The sequence below is a fragment of the Mesorhizobium sp. B264B1B genome, assembly GCF_020165765.1.
Taxonomy (GTDB): domain Bacteria; phylum Pseudomonadota; class Alphaproteobacteria; order Rhizobiales; family Rhizobiaceae; genus Mesorhizobium.
Window position 1 is genome coordinate 156,531 of the sequence record NZ_JAIUIS010000003.1, and the last position, 21,546, is coordinate 178,076.

The 21,546-nt window shown below is 62.2% G+C and carries 25 protein-coding genes; 12 read left to right on the forward strand and 13 right to left on the reverse strand.

Going from position 1 to position 21,546, the window contains the following annotated elements; genetic code table 11:
• The first annotated feature begins 52 nt into the window (after window positions 1-52).
• From LB547_RS07340 to LB547_RS07360, 5 genes are all read left to right on the forward strand, one after another.
• Window positions 53-2,440 carry a phosphoketolase gene (locus tag LB547_RS07340; protein WP_140761506.1) on the forward strand — a complete coding sequence of 796 codons (2,388 nt, stop codon included), beginning with the start codon at window positions 53-55 and terminating at the stop codon, window positions 2,438-2,440.
• A 27-nt stretch (window positions 2,441-2,467) separates the two neighbouring features.
• A complete protein-coding gene (locus tag LB547_RS07345) occupies window positions 2,468-3,649 on the forward strand; it encodes an acetate/propionate family kinase (protein ID WP_140761475.1) in 1,182 nt (393 codons plus the stop codon).
• Between the two features lie 106 nt (window positions 3,650-3,755).
• Window positions 3,756-4,214 carry a DUF2231 domain-containing protein gene (locus tag LB547_RS07350; RefSeq protein ID WP_140632641.1) on the forward strand — a complete coding sequence of 153 codons (459 nt, stop codon included), beginning with the start codon at window positions 3,756-3,758 and terminating at the stop codon, window positions 4,212-4,214.
• Window positions 4,201-5,547: a PQQ-dependent sugar dehydrogenase gene (locus LB547_RS07355; protein ID WP_140761478.1), complete on the forward strand. Its 1,347-nt coding sequence runs from the start codon at window positions 4,201-4,203 to the stop codon at window positions 5,545-5,547. Before LB547_RS07350 ends, LB547_RS07355 begins: the two co-directional genes overlap by 14 nt.
• Window positions 5,548-5,720: 173 nt before the next feature.
• Complete coding sequence (locus LB547_RS07360; protein WP_140496155.1) at window positions 5,721-5,918, forward strand: hypothetical protein; 198 nt, start codon at window positions 5,721-5,723, stop codon at window positions 5,916-5,918.
• Between the two features lie 99 nt (window positions 5,919-6,017).
• Here LB547_RS07360 and LB547_RS07365 read toward each other — a convergent pair whose 3' ends face one another.
• Window positions 6,018-7,721, reverse strand: a complete 1,704-nt coding sequence (locus LB547_RS07365) for an HAD family hydrolase (RefSeq protein ID WP_140761481.1) — start codon at window positions 7,719-7,721, stop codon at window positions 6,018-6,020.
• A 269-nt stretch (window positions 7,722-7,990) separates the two neighbouring features.
• Here LB547_RS07365 and LB547_RS07370 point away from each other — a divergent pair, with 269 nt between their 5' ends.
• Window positions 7,991-8,800: a nucleotidyltransferase family protein gene (locus LB547_RS07370; protein ID WP_140496153.1), complete on the forward strand. Its 810-nt coding sequence runs from the start codon at window positions 7,991-7,993 to the stop codon at window positions 8,798-8,800.
• Window positions 8,793-9,542 carry a metallophosphoesterase family protein gene (locus LB547_RS07375; RefSeq protein WP_140496152.1) on the forward strand — a complete coding sequence of 250 codons (750 nt, stop codon included), beginning with the start codon at window positions 8,793-8,795 and terminating at the stop codon, window positions 9,540-9,542. The genes LB547_RS07370 and LB547_RS07375 overlap by 8 nt, the downstream gene beginning before the upstream one ends.
• 25 nt (window positions 9,543-9,567) lie before the next feature.
• Here LB547_RS07375 and LB547_RS07380 read toward each other — a convergent pair whose 3' ends face one another.
• Window positions 9,568-9,753 carry a hypothetical protein gene (locus LB547_RS07380; protein ID WP_140496151.1) on the reverse strand — a complete coding sequence of 62 codons (186 nt, stop codon included), beginning with the start codon at window positions 9,751-9,753 and terminating at the stop codon, window positions 9,568-9,570.
• A gap of 202 nt (window positions 9,754-9,955) precedes the next feature.
• Between LB547_RS07380 and LB547_RS07385 the strand changes: the two genes are divergently transcribed.
• Window positions 9,956-10,129, forward strand: coding sequence for a hypothetical protein (locus tag LB547_RS07385; protein WP_140522262.1), 174 nt, complete (start codon window positions 9,956-9,958; stop codon window positions 10,127-10,129).
• 120 nt (window positions 10,130-10,249) lie between these two features.
• Complete coding sequence (locus tag LB547_RS07390; protein WP_140496149.1) at window positions 10,250-10,687, forward strand: CBS domain-containing protein; 438 nt, start codon at window positions 10,250-10,252, stop codon at window positions 10,685-10,687.
• 54 nt (window positions 10,688-10,741) lie between these two features.
• Here the strand turns inward: LB547_RS07390 and LB547_RS07395 are convergent, their stop codons facing one another.
• The 3 genes from LB547_RS07395 to LB547_RS07405 all read right to left on the reverse strand — a co-directional run bounded on the left by LB547_RS07395 (window position 10,742) and on the right by LB547_RS07405 (window position 13,272).
• Window positions 10,742-11,932, reverse strand: coding sequence for an NADH-quinone oxidoreductase subunit D (locus tag LB547_RS07395; protein WP_140761484.1), 1,191 nt, complete (start codon window positions 11,930-11,932; stop codon window positions 10,742-10,744).
• 77 nt (window positions 11,933-12,009) lie between these two features.
• Window positions 12,010-12,396 (reverse strand): hypothetical protein, encoded by a 387-nt coding sequence (locus tag LB547_RS07400; RefSeq protein ID WP_140513581.1) that lies wholly within the window; start codon window positions 12,394-12,396, stop codon window positions 12,010-12,012.
• 162 nt (window positions 12,397-12,558) lie between these two features.
• Window positions 12,559-13,272: an MgtC/SapB family protein gene (locus tag LB547_RS07405; RefSeq protein ID WP_224655833.1), complete on the reverse strand. Its 714-nt coding sequence runs from the start codon at window positions 13,270-13,272 to the stop codon at window positions 12,559-12,561.
• Window positions 13,273-13,421: 149 nt separating this feature from the next.
• Here LB547_RS07405 and LB547_RS07410 point away from each other — a divergent pair, with 149 nt between their 5' ends.
• Window positions 13,422-14,039, forward strand: a complete 618-nt coding sequence (locus tag LB547_RS07410; RefSeq protein WP_140560364.1) for a flavodoxin family protein — start codon at window positions 13,422-13,424, stop codon at window positions 14,037-14,039.
• A 95-nt stretch (window positions 14,040-14,134) separates the two neighbouring features.
• Here LB547_RS07410 and LB547_RS07415 read toward each other — a convergent pair whose 3' ends face one another.
• Complete coding sequence (locus tag LB547_RS07415; protein WP_140513579.1) at window positions 14,135-14,416, reverse strand: hypothetical protein; 282 nt, start codon at window positions 14,414-14,416, stop codon at window positions 14,135-14,137.
• A gap of 364 nt (window positions 14,417-14,780) precedes the next feature.
• Between LB547_RS07415 and LB547_RS07420 the strand changes: the two genes are divergently transcribed.
• Window positions 14,781-15,119 (forward strand): DUF427 domain-containing protein, encoded by a 339-nt coding sequence (locus LB547_RS07420; protein WP_318013600.1) that lies wholly within the window; start codon window positions 14,781-14,783, stop codon window positions 15,117-15,119.
• 76 nt (window positions 15,120-15,195) lie between these two features.
• Here LB547_RS07420 and LB547_RS07425 read toward each other — a convergent pair whose 3' ends face one another.
• Genes LB547_RS07425 through LB547_RS07435 form a run of 3 tightly spaced genes read right to left on the reverse strand, consistent with a single transcriptional unit; the run spans window position 15,196 to window position 17,049 of the window.
• The gene (locus tag LB547_RS07425) at window positions 15,196-15,612 is read right to left on the reverse strand and encodes an HD domain-containing protein (protein ID WP_140560366.1); all 417 of its coding nucleotides are present in this window, start codon (window positions 15,610-15,612) and stop codon (window positions 15,196-15,198) included.
• 13 nt (window positions 15,613-15,625) lie between these two features.
• Window positions 15,626-16,681, reverse strand: coding sequence for an ATP-dependent DNA ligase (locus LB547_RS07430; protein ID WP_140560377.1), 1,056 nt, complete (start codon window positions 16,679-16,681; stop codon window positions 15,626-15,628).
• The gene (locus LB547_RS07435) at window positions 16,633-17,049 is read right to left on the reverse strand and encodes a GFA family protein (RefSeq protein WP_140556685.1); all 417 of its coding nucleotides are present in this window, start codon (window positions 17,047-17,049) and stop codon (window positions 16,633-16,635) included. Before LB547_RS07435 ends, LB547_RS07430 begins: the two co-directional genes overlap by 49 nt.
• A gap of 238 nt (window positions 17,050-17,287) precedes the next feature.
• Here LB547_RS07435 and LB547_RS07440 point away from each other — a divergent pair, with 238 nt between their 5' ends.
• Window positions 17,288-17,896, forward strand: coding sequence for a cysteine hydrolase family protein (locus tag LB547_RS07440; protein WP_140522250.1), 609 nt, complete (start codon window positions 17,288-17,290; stop codon window positions 17,894-17,896).
• 19 nt (window positions 17,897-17,915) lie between these two features.
• On the opposite strand, the gene LB547_RS07445 is transcribed toward LB547_RS07440, so the two are convergent.
• The 4 genes from LB547_RS07445 to LB547_RS07460 all read right to left on the reverse strand — a co-directional run bounded on the left by LB547_RS07445 (window position 17,916) and on the right by LB547_RS07460 (window position 21,532).
• Window positions 17,916-18,359, reverse strand: coding sequence for a PPC domain-containing DNA-binding protein (locus tag LB547_RS07445; protein WP_140522248.1), 444 nt, complete (start codon window positions 18,357-18,359; stop codon window positions 17,916-17,918).
• Between the two features lie 145 nt (window positions 18,360-18,504).
• On the reverse strand, window positions 18,505-18,669 hold the full coding sequence (locus tag LB547_RS07450; protein ID WP_181165226.1) for a hypothetical protein: 165 nt from the start codon (window positions 18,667-18,669) through the stop codon (window positions 18,505-18,507).
• A 101-nt stretch (window positions 18,670-18,770) separates the two neighbouring features.
• Window positions 18,771-20,369, reverse strand: coding sequence for a DHA2 family efflux MFS transporter permease subunit (locus LB547_RS07455; protein ID WP_140522246.1), 1,599 nt, complete (start codon window positions 20,367-20,369; stop codon window positions 18,771-18,773).
• On the reverse strand, window positions 20,366-21,532 hold the full coding sequence (locus tag LB547_RS07460) for an HlyD family secretion protein (RefSeq protein ID WP_140556194.1): 1,167 nt from the start codon (window positions 21,530-21,532) through the stop codon (window positions 20,366-20,368). Before LB547_RS07460 ends, LB547_RS07455 begins: the two co-directional genes overlap by 4 nt.
• Window positions 21,533-21,546 lie beyond the last annotated feature (14 nt).

Below are 21,546 nucleotides of genomic sequence, written 5' to 3' on the forward strand. Positions count from 1 at the left end.
CGGCACGCATCGTATTTCAACCAGCTTTGCCAAGGAGAAACTCGTGCGGGCAATGCGTAGCCGGCCTGAACAAGGAGAGCTCGATCTCATCGACCGTTATTGGCGGGCGGCGAATTTTCTGTCGGTCGGACAGATCTATCTGATCGACAATCCGCTGCTGAAGGAGCCGTTGCGGCCGGAGCACATCAAACCTCGCCTGCTTGGCCACTGGGGGACCACGCCCGGGCTGAATTTCATCTACGTCCATCTCAATCGCATCATCAGGCAGCGTGATGCCGACGTGATCTACATTTGCGGCCCAGGCCATGGTGGACCGGGGATGGTCGCCAATACCTATCTCGAAGGGACCTACAGCGAAATCTATCCCGAGGTCAGTCGCGACGAGGATGGGTTGCGCAAGCTCTTTCGCCAATTCTCCTTTCCGGGCGGCATCCCGAGCCATGCCGCCGCGGAAACGCCGGGGTCGATCCATGAGGGCGGCGAACTCGGCTATGCGCTGGCTCACGCCTATGGCGCCGCGTTTGACAACCCGGACCTCGTCGTGGCCTGCGTGATCGGCGACGGCGAGGCGGAAACGGGCGCGCTGGCAGCCTCCTGGCATTCGAACAAATTCCTCAATCCGGTCCAGGACGGGGCTGTCCTGCCGATTCTTCATCTCAACGGCTACAAGATCGCGAACCCGACGGTGCTCGCCCGGATCGAGGCGCAAGAGTTGCGGAGCCTGCTGGCTGGATATGGCTATGAACCTTTTTTCGTCGAAGGCGACGAACCCCGGGCGATGCACCGGCTGATGGCCGAAACGCTCGATACGGTCTTCGATCGGATCGATGAAATCCAGAAGGAAGCGCGCGAGACCGGCAGAGTGGATCATCGGCCCCGCTGGCCGATGATCGTGCTGAGAAGCCCGAAGGGCTGGACCGGCCCGAAGGAGCTGGATGGCAAGAAGGTCGAGGGTTTCTGGCGCGCGCACCAGGTGCCGATCACCGACCCGCGAAACGATGCAGGCCATCTCGCAGCTCTGGAAAATTGGATGCGCGGCTACCGGCCCGAGACGCTTTTCGATGAAGCGGGCAGGTTTCGAAACGAGCTACAGGCCCTGGCACCGGATGGCGAGCGGCGCATGGGCAGCAATCCACATGCCAATGGAGGGATGCTCAAGCAGGAGTTGCGATTGCCGGATTTCCGCCACTTCGGGGTCGCGGTCCCGAAACCCGGCGGCGCAAGGGCCGAGGCGACGAAGCTCATGGGAGCGTTCATCGAGGAGGTCATACGGCTGAATGCCGATGCCCGCAATTTCAGGCTCATGGGACCGGACGAGACATCGTCCAACAGGCTGGATGCGGTCTTCGACGCGACCGAGCGCGTCTGGATGGAAAAGATCGAGCCTTATGACGAGCATCTGGCGCGCGACGGCCGCGTCATGGAGGTGCTGAGCGAACATCTTTGCCAAGGCTGGCTGGAAGGATACCTGCTGACCGGCCGGCACGGCCTCTTCTCATGCTACGAGGCGTTCATCCACATAGTCGATTCCATGTTCAACCAGCACGCCAAATGGCTGAAGGTCTCGCGTGAACTTGTCTGGCGGCGGCCGATCGCGTCGCTCAACTATCTGTTGACCTCCCATGTGTGGAGGCAGGACCACAATGGTTTCAGCCACCAGGATCCCGGCTTCGTCGATCTCGTCGCCAACAAGAAGGCGGACATCGTGCGCATCTACTTCCCGCCGGATGCCAATACGCTGCTCTGGGTCACGGATCACTGCCTGCGAACCTACAATCGGGTCAACGTGATCGTTGCCGGCAAGCAGCCGGCTTCCCAGTGGCTGCCGATGGACGACGCCATACGTCATTGCGAGGCCGGCATCGGGATCTGGGATTGGGCGGGAACCGAGCGTGGAGGGGAGGATCCCGACGTGGTGATGGCCTGCGCGGGAGACGTGCCGACGCTGGAGACGCTCGCCGCTGTCGACCTTCTTCGCCAGGCGATACCGGATCTCGCGATACGCGTCGTCAATGTAATGGACCTGATGGCGCTGCAACCCAAGGAGCAGCACCCCCACGGCCTGGCGGACGCGGAATTCGACAGGCTGTTCACGACCGGCAGACCGGTGGTCTTCGCCTACCACGGCTATCCCTATCTCATTCACCGGCTGACCTACAAACGGGCCAATCACGACAACTTCCACGTTCGCGGCTACAAAGAAGAGGGCACGACGACCACGCCCTTCGACATGGCGGTGCTCAACGAACTGGACCGTTTTCACCTAGCCATCGAGGCGATCGACCGGGTGCCGGGGCTGAGCGCCAGGGCAGCCGATGCGAGGGCCCGATTTGCCGACGGCCTGAACGAGCACACGCGCTATGTTCGCGAACATGGCGAGGACATGCCCGAGATCCGGAACTGGGCCTGGCGCGACAAAGCGGGCGCGGCGGATGGTTAAGGCTGTGCCCGCCGGGGAGTGCCGCTCGTGACCAGCGCAATACTCGCCCTCAATGCAGGCTCGTCCAGCCTGAAGTTCGGCCTGTTCGAAGCCGGATCACAGGAGGGGCCGGTGCTCACGGTGAGCGGTGCGTGCGAAGACTTGGATGACGAGCCAAGCCTCGTCGCCAAGGACGCGTCGGGCAAATCCATCTTCAAACGCGCCGTCAAGCCCGCAAGCCCGCCCGTAGAGGTTCTCCTGCGGGACTTGTTCGATGTCCTCGATCCGTATCTTGCGCAGGCTCCGCTGAGCGCGGTCGGCCATCGCATCGTCCATGGTGGCAAGCGGTTTTCGACTCCGGTCCTGCTGACCGGCGAGATCGTCGAGGCGCTCGACGCGCTGACGCCGATGGCACCGCTCCACCAGCCGGCCGGCCTGGCGCCGGTTCGTGCGATCTCCAAACTGCTGCCCGGCCTACCCCAGATCGGTTGCTTCGACACCGCCTTTCACCGCACGCTGGAGCCGCCCGTCAACCGCTATGCGCTGCCGCGCGAGTTCGAGGAAAGCGGGATCCGCCGTTACGGCTTCCACGGCCTTTCCTACGAATTCGTCGCAGGCCAGCTGCAGGCGCTTTCGCCCGGACTCCGGGGCAAGCGTTGGGTGGTCGCGCATCTCGGCAGCGGATGCAGCCTGTGCGCCATGCGCGAAGGCAGAAGTCTCGACACCACCATGGGGTTCACCGCGCTTGACGGGTTGATGATGGCCACGCGGCCGGGCGCCATCGACCCCGGCCTGCTTCTCTACCTTCAGCAGGCGCGCGGCATGTCCGTGAAAGAGTTGGAGACCTTGCTCTATCACAAGTCCGGCCTGCTCGGCGTTTCGGGAGTGTCGGCAGATGTGCGGACCTTGCTTGGCAGCAAGGATCCTCGTGCGGCGGAGGCGATCGATCTCTTCACGTTTCGGATCGCCCGCGAGATCGCGGCGATGGGAGCCACGCTCCAGGGTATCGAGGCGCTGGTGTTCACGGGAGGGATCGGAGAGCATTCCTGGCAGATCCGTGAAGCGGTTTGCGAGCGCCTGCGATGGCTGGACGTGTTGCTCGACGCGAATGCAAACCGGTCGGGAAAAGGGCGGATCACCGGCGAGGGCAGCGCGGTCGATGTTTACGCAATCGCCACTAACGAAGAATTGATCATCGCCCGCCAGGTGCTGGCGATCGTGCCGATCTGACCGCTGAACTCGGTCCGCGGCGACCCGCCGGGACCATCAGGCAGGAACCTCCGGCCTTGGGGATTGTTTATGGGTCAACCAAGAGTTGATATGGAAGGACTTCCTCATGGCAAGGGAGAATCCGGCTTCCACGGCCAGCATCGCCGGCCATCCCATCCATCCGATGCTCGTGCCCATTCCCATCGCCTGCTTCGTCGGCGCATTGCTGACGGACCTGAACTACTGGCGGACGGCGGAGATGATGTGGGCGAATTTCTCCGCCTGGCTGCTGACGGTCGGGGTGATCGTCGGCGTCCTAGCCGCCATTGCCGGCTTCACCGACTTCCTGGGCGATCGCCGGGTGCGCGCACATAAAACCGCGTGGCTGCACATGCTGGGCAATGCGGTGGCGGTCATACTGTCCTTCTTCAACATGCTCATACATACCCGTGATGCCTGGACCTCGGTGATGCCGACAGGCCTTATCCTGTCGGCGCTGGTGGTACTCATCCTGATATTCACCGGCTGGCTGGGCTGGGCCCTTGTCTACCGCCACCACGTGGGAGTGGCCGATGAAACCGTTTGATCGATCCGGCAAGCGACGCGCTTATGGTACAGGGCTTGCGTTCCTTTGCTTTGCGACGCTCGGCGCCGCGGGCTGCAGCAACGATGCCGCCGACCCAAGCACTCAGATAGGCCCCAACCCGAATTTGCCGGAGATAAAGCAATATCTGTTCCCGCCGATGCATCTTGCATCCGTGGTCGGCTGGAAGAAGGATGAAACGCCGACGGTAGCGCAGGGCCTGCAGATCCATGCGCTGGCGACCGGGCTTCAGCATCCGCGCTCGCTCTACATCCTGCCGAACGGCGATGTGCTGGTCGTCGAATCGAAGGCCCCGCCGGAACCGCCAGCCAAACGGCCGAAGGATATCGTGATGGGCCTAATCGAATCGCTTGTCACCTCGGGCGGCGATACGGGACGGAGCAACCGCATCACCTTGCTGCGTGACCGCAATGGCGACGGCGTGCCTGACGTCCGGGATGTGTTCCTCGATCACCTGAATTCGCCCTTCGGCGTCGCCCTGGTGGGAAACGACCTCTACGTTGCCAACACCGACGCGATCATGCGCTATCCCTACAGGCCAGGCGACACCAAGATCACCGCGCCGGGCGTCAGGTTAACGGAATTGCCGGGCGGTCCGATCGATCATCATTGGACCAAAAGCCTCGCCGCCAGTCCGGACGGGTCGTTGCTCTATGTCGGCGTCGGTTCGAACAGCAACATCACCGAAAACGGCATCGGCGCGGAAAAGGACCGCGCCGCAATCTGGCAGGTGGACAGGGCCACCGGACGATCGCGCATTTTTGCCAGCGGATTGCGCAATCCGAACGGCTTGAGCTTCGAGCCGCAGACGGGAGCACTCTGGACCGTCGTCAACGAGCGCGATGAACTCGGACCAAATCTAGTGCCGGACTACATGACATCGGTGAAGGACGGCGGCTTCTACGGCTGGCCGTACAGCTATTACGGCCAGCATGTCGATCCCCGGGTAATGCCGCAGCGCCCGGATCTGGTCGCCAAGGCGATCGTTCCCGATTATGCGCTGAGTTCGCATGTGGCACCGTTGGGCATGGCTTTCTACACCGGAACCAGCCTGCCGCAGATATATCGGGGCGGCGCCTTTGTCGGCGAGCACGGCAGCTGGGACCGTCCCGGGCTGAATGGCTACAAAGTCGTCTTCGTGCCGTTCAGCGGTGGCCGCCCCAGCGGCATGGCTCAAGACGTCGTCACAGGTTTCCTCAACGACCAGGAGGAGGCGCGTGGTCGGCCGGTCGGCGTTGCCATCGACAAAACCGGAGCGCTGCTGATCGCGGACGATGTCGGAAACACAGTGTGGCGCGTCACACCCTCGGGGTGATGATCGCTGCTTCAGGCATGTCGCTCTCCCGCCGGTCGGCATCAAGCTCGGTCCGCCTTCGTCCCTTTGGCAGGATGTCACGAAATATTACGTGAGGGAACGTCGGCGCCGAAATCTGCATTCTCCGGGGGAGACGACCGTCGTCTCGAAGTTGGATTGAAAGGAGAATTACCATGCCCAATCAAGGTGGTAGCCACGAGCAACATGTGAAGGCGGGCCAGCAGAGCCACAAGAACACGGAAAACAAGAACCGCCAGCAGCAACAGGCCGCAGGTAACAATGAGCGGCAACAGGGCGACGGCTCCAACATGCGGGGCGGCTCGCACGAACAACATGTAAGAGCGGGCCAACAGAGCCACAAAAACCGCTAGGCATTTTAGCCAGGCGCGCTGACGCTCGCTCCGTATCATGACATGAGAGAGGTCCATCCCGAGGAATCGGGATGGGCTTGTGTCTACCCCGGCTCAAGGTCAGTCCGCGGGAGCAGTGTAACGGCGGCCAATGGCCTCGGCGATGGCCGCGCGGCTCTCCTGCATGTCCGTGCCGGTATCCGTTTCTATGTCCGCCACCTCGTCGGCGAGGTTCTTGTCCTTGATCTTGCTGCGGAACCATTTCGAATAGTCGCCGGCGCGCAGGTGATGTTCCCAGGTGCGATCGTCGATGCCTTCTGCGATGTGAAGGAACATCATCAGGTTCTGCGCTTTCAGGTTAAGCGCTCCGTCCGGCCCCCGGAAATAGAAGCTGTTGTCGCCAAGGTCGCCCTCGGCATATTTGCGCATGTGCCGCTTGCGAACCTGGCGGGGCCGTTCGACCTTGACCGTCCTGATCGGCTCGCCCGATGATCGTTTCCAAAACAGGACTTCGTCCTTTGGCGGCGGCACGGCGCCGTCGGGGACGTCGATGCCGGTGGCGGCACAGAAGCTTGCGACGATCTTGTCGGCTTCCGGTCCAAGCGCCAGGACGGTTTCGACGCCAGCCAGGACGTCGCGCGAAACCAGATCGGGGTGCACGGTGATCAGGATGGTCGCGGGGAGGCTCTTGGGCAGCGCGAAAGACGCGCCGTCACGGGCCTGGGGCAAGAGATGATGCGCCTCATCGATGATCAGCCAATGCGGTCGGCCGGTGCGCGCGCGAATGCTGGCCATGTCCGGCAGCAGCTTGGCAAAATTGCCGGGCCGTTCGGCGGTCTTCAGCCCCAGCATGTTGACAGCGACATTGTTGGTTGGCTTGGACAGAAGATCGAAGACCTCACGCGAGATCGGCGGGGTCTTGGCGTCGCCAACCACCACCACATTCTCGAGTTCCTGATAGTCGCCTTCGGGGTCGAGAACGCAAAACTGAAAACCCTTCTCGACAAAGCGCTCGGTCAACGCGGTGGCAAGCGTGGATTTGCCGATACCGGATGTGCCGGCCAGCAGCACGCCGCCGCCATGCGGTGAAAGGTGCACCTGCGCGCCCGATATGTCGGTTCCCACTTCCACATGTTGGCGAGCCGTCTCCACGAAGCCGGCATCGCGCGATATGAGCTGTTCGATCAGTTCCACCACGCCGGCACCTCGAGGGCTGGCTGTGACGAAATCCGCCGTCTCCTTAACGGTCGGCAATGCGTTGGCTACGGCGACGCCGAAGCCGACGGCGCGCAGGAATGCATGGTCGTTCTCGGCATCGCCGACACCGACGACGTTGTGGGCGGAAAACCCCAATTCCTCGAGTGCGCAGGCAAGGCCGGTGGCCTTGTTGACCCCGCTTGGCAGCACCATCACCGCGCCCTTGTTGAAGATGATCTCGAGCTCAAGTCCAAGCTCCTTGATCTCCGACAGCACGGCGGCTTCCTGTGGTTCCCAGGTGGCCACGACGCAGCGTCCGACCGACAGGGGCGCGACCCCGCGACGCTTCAGCCGGTCGACGAATTCAGCCGGAGGCGCCGGCGCCAAAAGCCGTTCCTTCTTCGAAGCGGGCGTATAGATCAACGCGCCGTTTTCGGCGACCACCCTGTCGAAGATGTCGAGTGCCGGAAAGACCCGCTCAAGATCGGCAAGCTCGCGGCCGGTCACCATGATCAGCTTGCGGCCCGTCTGCTTCAGCCGTTCGAGCGCAGCATAGGTCGCATCGGAGACGACCCCGTCTTCGGCGAGCGTGCCGTCATAGTCTGTCGCTAGGGCAAGAACATACATCCTGGATATCGTCTGCGCTTGAAACCAGACACCCCGATCGCCCGAAGGCAGCTTCGGCTGTCCGGGCTAACGATGCCGAATGGCGATGGTTCCATGCAGGGAAACGGCCCATGCAACCATATTGAAACCCAGGACTCCGCGGGTAATTTTGCCCGTCGCGCCCGATTTCCTTCAGGCCGCAACGCGACCGTGGCGGAACCAGGCAGGGTTCCCGCTGTTAACAACGCGGGCGATCAATCGGTTGCCGATGTGTGGGAGCCATGCGTGCCATGATCAACGATCCGTTGCCGGGAACTGTTCCGGCATCCCTTCCCGCGATCGACGCAAAGGCCGCCCCGACGCTCAAGAACGCCGAGGCGGAGGTGTTCTATACCGAAGCCATTCGCGAACTCGCCGCCACCGACATTCCTTTCCTTGTCGCCGGAACCTATGCGGTAAGCGCCTACACCGGCGTCATCCGTCAGACCAAGGATCTCGATATCTTCTGCAAGGCAGGCGACTTCTCGCGCATCCTGGCCCATTTCAAGCAGCTCGGCTATGCGGTCGAAATCGAGGATGACCGGTGGCTTGGGAAGGTCTTCAAGGGCACGCATTTCTTCGACATCATATTCGCCTCGGCGAATGGAACGATGCCGGTAAGTGACCAGTGGATGGAGCATGCCCGCCAAACCGAACTGCTGGGAAGCCGGGTGAGGATCGTCGGCCCGACCGAGCTCATATGGTCCAAATGCTTCATCCAGGACCGAGGGCGTCATGACGGGGCGGACATCGCCCATACGATCCTCAAGGCGCAGGACCAGATCGACTGGCACAGGCTGCTGTCCTACCTGGAAGTCCACTGGGAAGTGCTGCTGATGCAGATTCTCAGTTTCAGATGGATCTATCCGAGCGAGCGCGACCGCATCCCCACATGGCTGCTTGACGAACTGCTCGACCGCCTTGCCAAGCAGCGCCAATTGCCTTCCCCCAGAATGAAGATCTGCCGCGGGCGCCTGCTTTCGCAGACCGATTACGAAATCGACGTCAAGGAATGGGGCTTCGCCGGCGTCGGCGGTACAGGAGAATTTCGTGATGGCTGAACGGACCGAAGACGCTCCGGCGATGGAGGGCACCGCCACGATCAAGGTGGCGGCCGTTGGCGACCTGCATGTGAAGGAGGACGCCCAGACATCGTATCGCGATCTCTTCGGCGAAATGTCGCGCGAGGCCGATATCCTCGTTCTTCCAGGCGATCTGACCAATCTGGGCAAGCCCCGCGAAGCCGAGATCCTCGCCGAAGACCTGCGCGCCTGCTCTATCCCGGTGGTCGGCGTGCTCGGCAACCATGATTATGAATCCGGTGCGGTCGAGGACGTCGCGGAAATCCTGCGTCAAGCGGGCGTCCATCTCCTCGACGGGCAGACGACCGAAATAGAGGAGGTCGGTTTTGTCGGCGTGAAAGGGTTCGTCGGGGGGTTCGGTTCACGCATGCTCGGCTCCTTCGGCGAGCCGGCCATCAAGTCGATGGTCGCCGAGAGCGTCAGCGAGGCCATGCGGCTTGAGAACGCGATGCGCCAGGTTCGCGCAAAACGCACGCTTGTCATTTTGCACTACGCTCCGATCGTCGAGACCATCGCCGGCGAACCCCTGGAGATATTTCCGTTTCTGGGCTCGTCGCGGCTGGCGGAAACGATCGACCGGTTCCAGGTCAGTGCTGTCGTGCACGGCCATGCGCATCGGGGAAGCTATGAGGGCCGCACGCCCGGCGGGGCGAGGGTCTACAACGTCGCCATGCACGTTTCCAAACCGACCGGCCGACCCTATGCCTTGCTTGAAATCTGACGGAGTCGGGGCGCCGTCCCGACGGTCAGCTTACCGCTTTGATCGATTTTGCCAGTTCTTCGAGCTTGTGCGGATCGTTGCCGTGACGGCGCACGAGCTCGCGTGCCTGATTGGACGGCAGATCGGCTGTCGCCACCAGTTGCCGGACCTGTTCACTGTCGACCGCGACTTGGGGCAAGTTGCTGCCGGAAATTCTCTCGTCACCAGCCATCGTCTTTCTCCTCGATCGATGTCGAGACAACGGATTGGAAAACCGTCCGGTTCCGAAAGACGGGGCTGAAGTCGACCGGCGGATCCGATCGGCAGCGCGCCGTCTCGATCCGTGGCGGCAAGGCCGAAGGCGACCGCGAATTGGCCATGGAACAAATGACGCCGGCCAGGAGTTGCGTCCCGAATGAAGGGAGGTGATCCCGATGCCAAACCCAGGAAAACCAGATCCCAATCGCGACGTGCCGATGCCGGCGCCGACCTGGAAGCCCGAACCGATCGAGGAGCCTGATCCGGAACAACTCCCGGACGAGGCGCCTCTGCCCAATCCCGACGAGAACGAAGAGTCGCCGATGCATGCCGGCAGCCGCGTCGTCTGAACGTGCGACGCATGAATCCCGATCCCGTGGCAATGGAACCTCTTGGGCCGGCGCCATTGTCCCTCCATCGTGTTTCCATCACAGCAACGGCAAGGGGCGCTTCAACCAAAGGAGAACATCATGAAAGTTGGCAACTGCATGACGCAAGGCGTTCAGGTCGCCAGTCCGGACCAGACCCTGCGGGAGGCCGCCGCCGCCATGGCCAGCCTCGATGCCGGCGCTCTGCCCGTAGGCGAGGACGACCGGCTGGTCGGAATGATCACTGATCGCGACATCGCCGTCCGTGGCGTCGCCCAGGGTAGGGGCCCGGATACGCGGATACGCGAAGTGATGAGCGCCGAGATCAGGTACTGTTACGACGACGAGGAGATCGAAGACGTGCTCCAGCAGATGGGGGACCTTCAGGTTAGACGGCTGCCGGTGATCAGCCGTGAAAAACGGCTGGTTGGCATCATCTCGCTTGGCGATCTCACGAAAAACGGCGAGGCAGCACGAGCCGGCGAAGCGCTGAACGGCATCTCACAGGCAGGCGGCGCGCATTCGCAGACGGCACACTGACCATCGATGACATTGCGAGAGCGCTGCCCGCGTCCCGCGGGCGGCGACGGCGGTTCAGCGATCGATCTCTCCAAAGACGATGTCGAGGGAGCCGATGATCGCCGAGACGTCGGCGATCATGTGCCCCCGGGACAGATAGTCCATCGCCTGCAGATGTGCGAAGGACGGCGCGCGAATCTTGCACCGGTAAGGAACATTGCCCCCATCCGAAACCAGATAGACGCCGAACTCGCCTTTCGGCGCCTCGACGGCGGCATAGACCTCGCCCTCGGGCACGTGATAGCCTTCCGTGTAAAGCTTGAAATGGTGAATGGTCGCTTCCATGGAGCGTTTCATCTCCGCGCGGCGTGGCGGCGTGATCTTCCGGTTGGGAATTGCGACCGGTCCTTGGCCTTGCGGCGACCGTAGCTTGTCAAGACATTGCCTCATGATCCGGACCGACTGGCGCATCTCCTCCATTCGTACGAGGTAGCGGTCATAGCAGTCGCCGTTCTTGCCGATGGGAATATCGAAATCCATCTGCGGGTAGCATTCGTAAGGCTGCGCCTTGCGCAAATCCCATGCCGCGCCCGACCCACGCACCATTACGCCCGAAAATCCCCAAGCCCAGGCATCGTCGAGACCGATGACGCCGACGTCGACATTGCGCTGCTTGAATATGCGGTTTTCGGTGAGCAGTTCTTCGAGATTGTCGCAGACCTTGAGGAACGGATCGCAGAAATCCCACATATCGTCCAACAGGTCCGGAGGAAGATCCTGATGTACGCCGCCGATCCTGAAATAGTTGGCATGCATGCGGGCGCCCGATGCCCGTTCATAAAACACCATCAGTTTCTCGCGTTCGGCGAAACCCCAGAGCGGCGGCGTGAGGGCGCCGATATCCATCGCCTGCGTGGTGACATTGAGCAGATGGGACAGCAGCCGGCCGATCTCGCAATACAGCACGCGAATGAGCTGGCCGCGCTGTGGAGCCGAGATCCCGAGCAGCTTCTCCGCCGCCAGGCAGAAGGCGTGCTCCTGATTCATCGGCGCCACATAGTCAAGCCTGTCGAAATAGGGCAGGGCCTGTAGGTAGTTCTTGTACTCGATCAACTTCTCCGTGCCTCGATGCAGCAGCCCGATATGCGGATCGACGCGTTCGACGACTTCGCCGTCGAGTTCGAGCACCAGCCGCAGGACGCCATGCGCCGCAGGGTGCTGCGGCCCGAAGTTTATCGTGAAATTGCGGACCGTCGCGTCAGCCATGACGCCCTCCTTCGACCGTTGCCGCCTGGCACCGGGAATGGGACATCCGCCGAAGCACCGGGTTCTGCCCCACGCCGTCAGGTCGTGGTCTGGATGATCAGCGTCAGCGTGCCGTCGCCGTCAATGTTGGCCGCCACCACTTCGGAGGCATCAAGTCCATTCGCGGCCAGGACCGAGGAAGCTTCCGGCGAAGCGCTGACCGAACGCTGCAGGACGTGAAGGTCTTCCTGGCTGGTCTGGGCAACCACGGTCTCGACCTTAGCCTTGAGGTCGGGTGGCAAGTCCGCCAATGCGACGATGGCTATGTTGGTGAATGTCTGTCCGGTGATGCCCTGGTCGGGGCCGGTCTGACCTGGCACGGCTTCCGGTGCCGGTGCGTCCGGGGGAAGGGGTGCGTTTTGGGACTGAGCATGGGCAGGCAAAGCCAGAGTGAGTGCCGCCAGGATGATGATTGCCTTGTTCATGATATCTTCCTTCCTTGTTCGAGGAGGGTCGATCGGGATGACGCGCGACAGGGACAGCAAGCCATCGCCTCGAACAGTGTTGCGTGTTCAAAGCGCGAAGTCCGGATTTGTTCCGGCTCCGGTCGAATCCGAGGCAGGGACGAGGACGCATCGCTGCCCTGCCTATGGTCGGGGACCTTTATCGCTGATCGCGTCAAACCGTTCGATGTCGTAGCGCGGACTGATCCGAGCCAGTATCTCGACGGAGGGTTTGGCCGCGTCGGGCTGTTTCCAGCTCAGCTCGAAGGAGAATACGAACCGGCCGCGCTCGATGTCGTGCTGCATTCCGAGAAAGCGCCAGCGATAGCCCAGCGGTTGAACCAGCGCGTCGAGGTCAGGCGGAACGCCGTTCGCCAACGAGATCGCCAGGATCGCATGATGGGTTCGTGGGATCCACAGATCGACCTGCTTCAGCACCTGAAGCGTTATCAACGTCAAAACCGTCCCCGCTGTGCCAAGTGCCAGTTGTCCGCCGCCGAAGGCGAGGCCGATTGCGGTCATGACCCACAAGGTGGCGGCCGTGGTGACACCTGTCACGAAGTCGCCGCGGCGGAGAATGGCTCCGCCGCCAATGAAGCCGACGCCCGTCAGCACGCCCAGCGGAAAACGCAGCACGTCCATCACACTGAACGAATCGGGGCCCTTGCCGCCCACCTCGAGCAGGATATTGGCCTGCATCATCGCGATCGCGGCCGCCAGGCCGACCAGGATGGTTGTTCTGAGCCCGGCGGTGTGGCCGCGGGCTTCCCTGTTCATTCCGATGATCACGCCGGCAACAAAAGCAAGAGCCAGGCGCAGGGCTAGGTCGGTCAAGGTTGGATGAAGCGGCATGGTCATAGCGGGGACGACTCACGCAACGGGCTCGTTCTCCAACACCGCGGAGCGTTCGATGGTTCCCTAGGTGGAAGGTGAAGCTTCTTGTCGGGTTCAGGCAACCCACGACGTCCCGGTGCGTTTGGCACAGAACGCACTCGGGAGATCTTTCCATGCCGCTCACCGCCTTTGCGCTCAATTGCACCTTGAAGGCCTCCGACGACGCCGAGAAATCGTCCACGGACCGCCTGCTGGCGGATCTGCTGGCGGCAATGGTGCCGCATGGGGTGCGCGGCGAGATTGTTCGCGCCCTCGACCATGACGTCAAACCCGGCGTGCTGTCGGACATGGGCGAGGGAGACGGTTGGCCGCAGCTCCGCAGGAAGATCCTCGACGCCGACATCTTCGTGCTGGGCCTGCCCATCTGGCTCGGCCAGCCGTCGAGTGTCGCCAAGCGCGTCCTGGAACGCATGGATGCGTTTCTATCGGAAACCGACAAACAAGGCCGGATGCCGGCCGCCGACAAGGTCGCGATCGTGGCGATCGTCGGCAATGAAGACGGCGCTCACGCCTGTCACGCGGCGTGCTTTCAGGCGCTAAACGACGTCGGCTTCACGATTCCTGCCAACAGCGGCGTGTATTGGGTTGGGCAGGCTATGGGCGACGTCAACTATGTCGACCTGCCCGGAACGCCGGAAGCCGTGGTCGAGATGATCGAAATGGCGGCTTCGAATGCGGCCCATCTGGCCAGCGTGCTGAAGGAAAGGCAATATCCCGGCGTCGGAAAGTGAAGAGATTTTCGTGGCGGCACGGAGTGCCCGTTGCCCTGACACCCTCGGCCACTCGATGGTTGCCGGGCGCCAGATCAGTGTAGGCGCCCCTGGGGTCACGTCTCGTCAAAAGGCCCGGCTCGCCTGGCCAGATCGCGCGATATGGCACCTTCCTCTTCGTCGTCGGGCAATGCCTCGTCGCTGTTCTGGTAGGCGTTGTCATCGTCCTCCTCCGGCAGGTCGCCTTCCTTCTCGACGTCGACGACGGCGTCGACGTTGTCGGACACCTTGTCTGGAAGAACCCTGCCGCCCTTGATTGCATCCCAGTCCGCCTGCTGGATTGCCGGGGCTTCAGTTTCGTCCCGTTGTTCGGATCGTTGCTTCTTGCGCGGTTCCATCTCATGTCTCCGATATGAACGGGTGCCTCATGTGGCCCCTTTGTCGCCAGTTGCATCTCTTTCCGCCGCCAGAACTCGGCTATCCTGATGGATCGTGGAATCGGAAAGGCTAACGGATAACCGCCGACCCGGCCCGTTGTTCCTCTCAGTGGGATCGGTTGGTGTTCCGCCTTGGGCCTGGGATGCAGCATCGCGGGGTAGCCGCCGCATTCGCGCAACCAATCCCGCATTACCTCGTTTTGCCTTTGAGACCGGCCCTTGAACTTTACCAATTGGAAATCTCAGAGACACTCAAATGAACCCTTCAGCCGAGCCCCGATCACCGTCGGGAAACAATCTCCATATTCAGCCTTTCCATGGAACGGTGACTGTCAGATTCTCCGACGCCATCATCGCCTCCACCGAACATGCGCTGCAGGTCCAGGAAACGGGGAGGGATCCTGTGTTCTACATCCCGTTCCAGGACATCTATTTCGACCTGCTCGAGAAAACCGATACCACCTCGATATCGCCAAAAGGCACTGCGAGCTATTGGCGTGTGCATGCCGTTGGCGGATCGGCGGATGATTTCATGTGGGCGTATGAAGAGCCCGCGGCGCCTGTCCGGGTGCTTGCTCGCCATGCCGCCTTCGATCCCGGCAAGGCTCGCATAGACGCCGATCCCGCTGAAGACGAGCGCCACACGCCTCACATAGTGGAATAGCAGGGCAGCGGCAGGATCTATCCAAGGGAACCGATTCCATTGGGTTGTGGTGCGATGACACCGGCCCAGGTCGCCTTCACGCTGCGCGGTCTTCGTCGAGAATGCGCAGGCCCTCTTCAAATTTCGCGAGAGGAATCCCGGCCCGGCGCGCTTGCCACAGGTTGTCGGCCAGATCGGCACGCTTGACCGCCCGCGCCAGGGGATTTGACGCAGCCCGGCGCACGAAAGCGATTTCGTTCTCGCCAGGCCTCTTCGTCAGTGCATCGACCGCGGCGACAATCGAGGGGCCAAACCCCGCCGATTTCAGCCTTGTCCTTGTCCAGCCTTCCCCTTTTTCGAGGACGTCATGCAGATAAGCCACGATCTTCTGGTCAAGGGTTTCGACCGTGTCGACCACGCGCCTGCAGTGTTCGATATAGGGTTGCCCGGTCTTGTCGGTCTGCGATCGATGCGCGTCCTCGGCAATCTTGGCCGCGCGGTAGAGCATGCTCATTGCCAGCCTCCCTTCATTCAATCTGTTCGAACCCGCATTGCCGGGGCGCCTTGTCCGGCCGCCATCGCAGCAGTTTCGTTCCATGGCGAAACCGATTGCCGGTGACATGATCGAAACGGACTTCGACCACCAACTCCGGCCGCACGGGCTCCCACTCCCCGCTGCGTTCGGTGCTCCAGCGGCTCGGCCCGCCGGGAGCCTTGCCGGTAAAGCCGGGTCCGCCTCTCAGGTTCTCGAGCTTCGCGGTAATTTCTGCCCTGTCGTCCTTGCCGATCGTCGACGTAAACCCGACATGGTCGAGTTTGCCGTGGTCGTCATAGAGACCGAGCAGCAGGGATCCGACCTGGCTGCTGCCCGTCAGGTAGCGGAACCCGCCGACGACACAGTCCGCGGTGCGCAGCCGCTTCACCTTGATCATGGTGCGCTCGCCCGGCCGATAAGGGTCCATCAGCAGTTTGGCGACAACTCCATCGGTGGAGCCGTGGCCGGCCTCGCCCAGCCAGCGCCTGGCGGTGGTCACGTCGGTGGTGCGCGGCGACAACCGCAACGAGGAAACGCCCGACCTCATGACGAAGCGCTCGATCGCGGCCCGTCGTTCCGTCAAGCTCTTGTCGAGCATGATCCCCCCGTCCGGATCGGCGAGAATATCGAACAGGACGAGACGGGCCGGGGTTTGCGCGCTCAGCATGCGAATCCTGCTTTCGGCAGGGTGAAGCCGCATCTGCAAGGCCTCGAAGGAAGGATCGCCATTCACTTCGATGACTATCTCGCCGTCAAGAACGAAAGACTGGGTATCGAGATCGCGCAACAGTGTCGTTATTTCCGGAAAATACCGGCCGAGCGGCTTGCCGGACTTGGCCCTGAGATCGACGCTTGCGGTGCCTTTGAAGGCCAGGCAGCGGAATCCGTCCCACTTCGGCTCATACTGCCAGAGACCATCGTCGCCCGGCAGTGCGTCGGCCGCCTTGGCCTCCATGGGGCGGGTATCCAAAGGCAGCGGAAAAGCAGCGGCCACGGCTTCTACCACCGCTCTTCGGCGTCGTGGTGCGGCAGGTCCACACCGCAGCATGTCCATCCGAGCCGTTGCGCGGATCCGTAATTGTAGCGTGGCTCGAGATCGGCGGGATCGTCGAAGGTTCCGACATGCAGGGCGATCTCATCCGGCGATGCATCGTAGGCCAACGCGACGGGCGATCCGCAGTCGCGGCAGAAGCTTCTTTGTGCGATGGGTGATGACCTGCGGCAGAAAGGCTTGTTGGAAAGCCATTCCAAGCTGGCTGATGGTACCCACGCCAGGACTGCGAACGCACTGCCGGTCGAGCGTCGGCACATGTCGCAGTGGCAATAGTGAGTGCGCGGCCTGGAGATGGTGCGATAGCGGACGTTGCCGCACAGGCATCCCCCGGTTCGTTCTCTCATTTCTTGCTGCGCGACCATTGGCCGATCTCTCGAACCTCGATGCTGGTCAACGTTCCACCGATGATGTGGTTTCCGAGAGCCCGAGGGGAACGAGTTTCGCTGCCTCGCGTTTGGTCGGCACTCGAGAAACTGGGGACTAGCGCAAGGATGTCGACTTGAACGGAACCCCTATCCGGCTGGCATGTGCGTTTTGGTATCCGTCCCTGGCCGCCTTGTGCCGGCTCGACGCCGAAGACGACAAAGCGGGTCGCTGCTGATGTCGGCTCCGGGTCTGGCATATGGACCTCTGGGCGATCATTGTGCCCATCTGTGTGTCGACATGCAGCGGCTGTTCGCCGAGCCGTCGGAGTGGGCGACACCCTGGATCACCCGTGTCCTTCCCCGGATCGTCAGCCTTGCCGAAAGATATCCTTCACAAACGATCTTCACTCGCTTCCTTCCGGCGCGACGCCCGGGGCAGGGCACCGGCACCTGGAAGCGGTACTATGAACGCTGGGCATCGATGACCATCGACAGGATCGGCGAGGAGATGATCGAACTCCTGCCGCCGCTGGCGGCATGCTGCCCGCCGGCGATCGTTGTCGACAAGCACATCTACTCACCGTGGCCCGAAGGGCATCTGCACACGCTGCTTTCATCCCGCCGGATCGACACTCTCGTCATCACCGGCGGCGAGACCGACGTCTGCGTTCTGGCGACAGTGCTTGGCGCGATCGATATCGGCTACCGCGTGGTTCTGGTGACGGATGCCCTGTGCAGCTCTTCGGATGCAACACACGACGCGCTGATGACCGTCTATCATCAGCGGTTCGCGCAGCAGGTCGAAACGGTCGAGATGGAGACGGTTCTTTCCAACTGGACCTGATCTCGAAGCAATGTCCAGGTCAGGCGCTCAGGTCGATCAAGGCGATGCCGAGATCGGCGTGTTTCGTGCGGCGCAGATGAGCGGGGGACTCGACTAGTGTGACCTCCAGGGTCGGTCGCACCACGCCGCCCAGCAGATGTCCGCCCCGCGTCGCTCCGTCGCTCAGTCCGAGCACGGCATGCAGGTGGAGGCTGGGCTTGCCGTCATCGCCCAAGGCAATGTCGCCGATCGCGCTGAGAACCTCGCACTGCTCGTTGACCGGTATCTTGCGATAGTCCTTTGCCTCGAAATCGAACCAACCGACCGCTGCTCGCTCGAACGCGCCGAGCGCGGTCAGCGATGCGCCGTCGATCTGTTCTTCGCTGGCAAAGGCAGTGAGCACGCCAATCGCCTCTTCGCCAGGCTCGAGCACCACCACGAAGGTCCTCTGTCCCGCGACTTTCGAAACCAGTTTCGATTTCATTGCCGTTGTCCTGTGGCCAAGGTGCAGAAACCTTGGCGGTGAATTTTCAGGCCGGCCCACTTATTCGAACGAACCGTTCGCGTCCCGGTTCCATATTGCGGCAGGCGCGCGGCGTCGAAGCGGCCGGCAGTATCCGCCCGAACGCCTACCCCTCAGCCTTGAAGTTCTTGGCTTCCTTTTTCACCTCTTTCCTGTCGTTGTCGTGCTTGCGGATAAGATCTTTCGCCTGCTTGGGCGAGACGTCGGTCGTTTCGGCCAGATGCACGGCTTCGCGATCTTCGTCTTGTGGCCGGATCTTTTCCTTGGCCATCGGTCTGTCTCCTTTTTTCCGTGTCATGGGACGTAACCAGACAAGCGCCGCCCGGTTCCATGAAACTGCCTTGCTCGAAGGAGCGCCTGCCTCGGTAGAAGCTATTTCGCGGAGGAACTCGACTTGGGAGAGCGCAGCAAAAGTGCGAGCGGCACGAGCAGGGCGGTCGCGATCGCGGAGTAGCGAAACAAGTCCACGTAAGCCAGAAGCGTCGCCTGCCGGCCTATCGTCTGGCCAATCCAGCCGACCGCCTGGACTTTCGCCTCGACCGCGGGCGAGCCCTGAGCGACGAAATAGTCAGTCATGCGCCGAAGCATCTGCTGATAGACAGGCGAGGACTGCGCCGTGTTGCCGATCAGATGGGTCTGATGCAGTTGTGCGTTCTGCGCCACGACGGTGTTGGAGAGCGATACGCCGACGCTGCCGCCGATATTGCGGGCGACATTGATCAGCGCCGAGGCCTGGTTGGTCTTTTGCGGCGGCAGGCCGACATAGGCGGCCGTCGAAATGGGGATGAACAGGAAGGGAAGCCCTACCGTGATGAAAATGCGGGCATAGGTGAAATAGCTGAAACCGGCATTCGGCGACAGTGAAGTCAGGTGCCACAATCCCACGGCAACCGCCGACATGCCGATCATGATCAGGTATTTCGGCTGCACGAAGCCGGAGGCGAAGCCGGAAATCGGCATCAGCATCAGCATGGCGATGCCGCCAGGCATCATCGAAAGTCCCGAAAGCGTCGCGGTGTAGTCGAAGGTGGTCTGCTGGAGCTGCGGCAATATCTGCGTTGTGCTGAACAGCACCGCGCCGACCGCCATCATCACCAGGAAGGATGTGCCGAACTGGCGGGTGAAAACCAGCCGCATGTCGACGATCGGATCGCGATGGCGAAACTCCCAGGGGATCAGGAAAAAGAACGAGACGGCCGAGATCACGGCGAATGTCGTGATGAAGCCCGACGCAAACCAGTCGTTGCGCTGGCCCTCGTCAAGGAAGATCTCAAGGGATCCGAGCGCCAGCACGACGAAGATGAAGCCGATCCAGTCGATCTTGAGGCCATCCTTCAGCCTCTCCTGGCGCTCGCGCTCCAGCACGTCTGGTTCGACCAGCAGCCATTGCACAAGGGCCAACGACATGATGCCGAAGGGCACGTTGATGAAGAAGATCCAGTGCCAGGAGAAATGGTCGGTCAGCCAGCCGCCGATGGTCGGCCCGACCGTCGGTGCAACGATGACGGCGATGCCGTAGAGCGCGAAGGCCTGCGAGCGTTTTTCGGGCGGGAAAGTATCGGCGAGGATCGACTGCTCGCTGGGTGCCATCCCACCGCCGCCCAGTCCCTGAAGGATGCGAAACAGGATCAGCATTTCCAGGTTCGGCGCGAGGCCGCAGAGCAGCGACGCGAGCGTGAAGGTAGCGACGCAGATCATGTAGTAGCGTTTGCGGCCGATCACGCCGGCGAGCCAGCCGCTGATCGGGATGATGACGGAATTGGCGACCAGATAGGTGGTGATGATCCAGGTGCTTTCGTCCATTCCGGCCGCGAGGCTGCCGGCTATGTTGCGCAGCGCCACATTGGCAATGGACGTATCGAGCACCAGCATGAAGGTGGCGATGGAGACGACGATGGCGATAAGCCAGGGATTGCGCCCGCCCGCGGCGGACCGGCTTTCGCCGGCTTGCGCGGTCGCCTGGCCGGTCATCGCACCTTGACCGTCGGCACGACGGACATGCCGGGCCCGAGCAGCAGGCCGGTCTTCTTGTCGAAGACGATCTTCACGGGCACGCGCTGCACCACCTTGACGAAATTGCCGGTCGCGTTCTCTGCGGGCAGCAGGCTGAAAGCGGTTCCGCTGCCGGCCTGGATGCTGTCGACGTGGCCCCTGAAGGTCTGCTCCGGGTAGGCGTCGATATCGATCTCGACGGGCTGGCCAGGCCGCATAAGGTCGAGTTGTGTTTCCTTGAAGTTGGCCTTCACCCACACGTCCTCGGGCACGAACATCATCAGCACTTGCCCCGGTTGGGCATATGCGCCCACGGCGGCGGATATGTTCGTCGCCCGTCCGGCCACCGGAGCGGTGATCGAGGTGCGGGAAAGCGCGGTGCGGGCCTGCTCTTCGCTGGCATGGGCCTGGTCGAGTTTTGCCGCCACGCTTTTGCGCTGGGCCTCGAGGACGGCGACTTGTCTCTGGGCCGCCACGACGTTCGCCTGCGAGCTGTCGAGCGTCGCCTGGGCCTGGCGAAGCGTCGAGGCAGCCTGTTGCGCCTGCTGCAGCGTTCCGGTTCCCTTGGCAAGCAATTCGCTGTTGCGCTGATTTTCGGCTTTCGCGAAATCAAGCGCTGCCCGGCCTTGCGACACCTGCTTCTGGGCTTGGTCCACCTTGGCCTGCTGCGCTTCGATCTGGGCTGCGATGTCGGCGGTTTCGGCGTCGGCCTGCGCCACCTGCGCCTGAACCTGCTTGAGGGATGCCTGATAATCCCTGTCGTCGATGCGCAGCAGGACGTCGCCGGCCTTTACGCTCTGATTGTCGGTCACCGCCACATCGGTGATGCGGCCGGCGATTTCGGCACCTATGGTTACGGTACGGGCGTCGATGAAGGCATCGTCGGTCCATTCATACTGTCGCGCCTGGAGCCACCAGATTATCGCTGCGGCCGATGCCAGCAGCAGAACAAGGATGACCGCGGCGGTGACGTAGGGGTGCCGCCTGAGCGAGCCGAACAGGCCCTCTTTGTTCCCGGCGGAAGCATCGAGGTCCTGTTTCGGTTGTGGGCGCGACGAGGCGCGCTTCGGTCGTGCATCGGGGCGACGTTTTGTTTGAGGTCTTTCGTCGACCGGTGCGACGTCTGGAGAGTTCGTGTCCACGTTAGCGGTCCGCG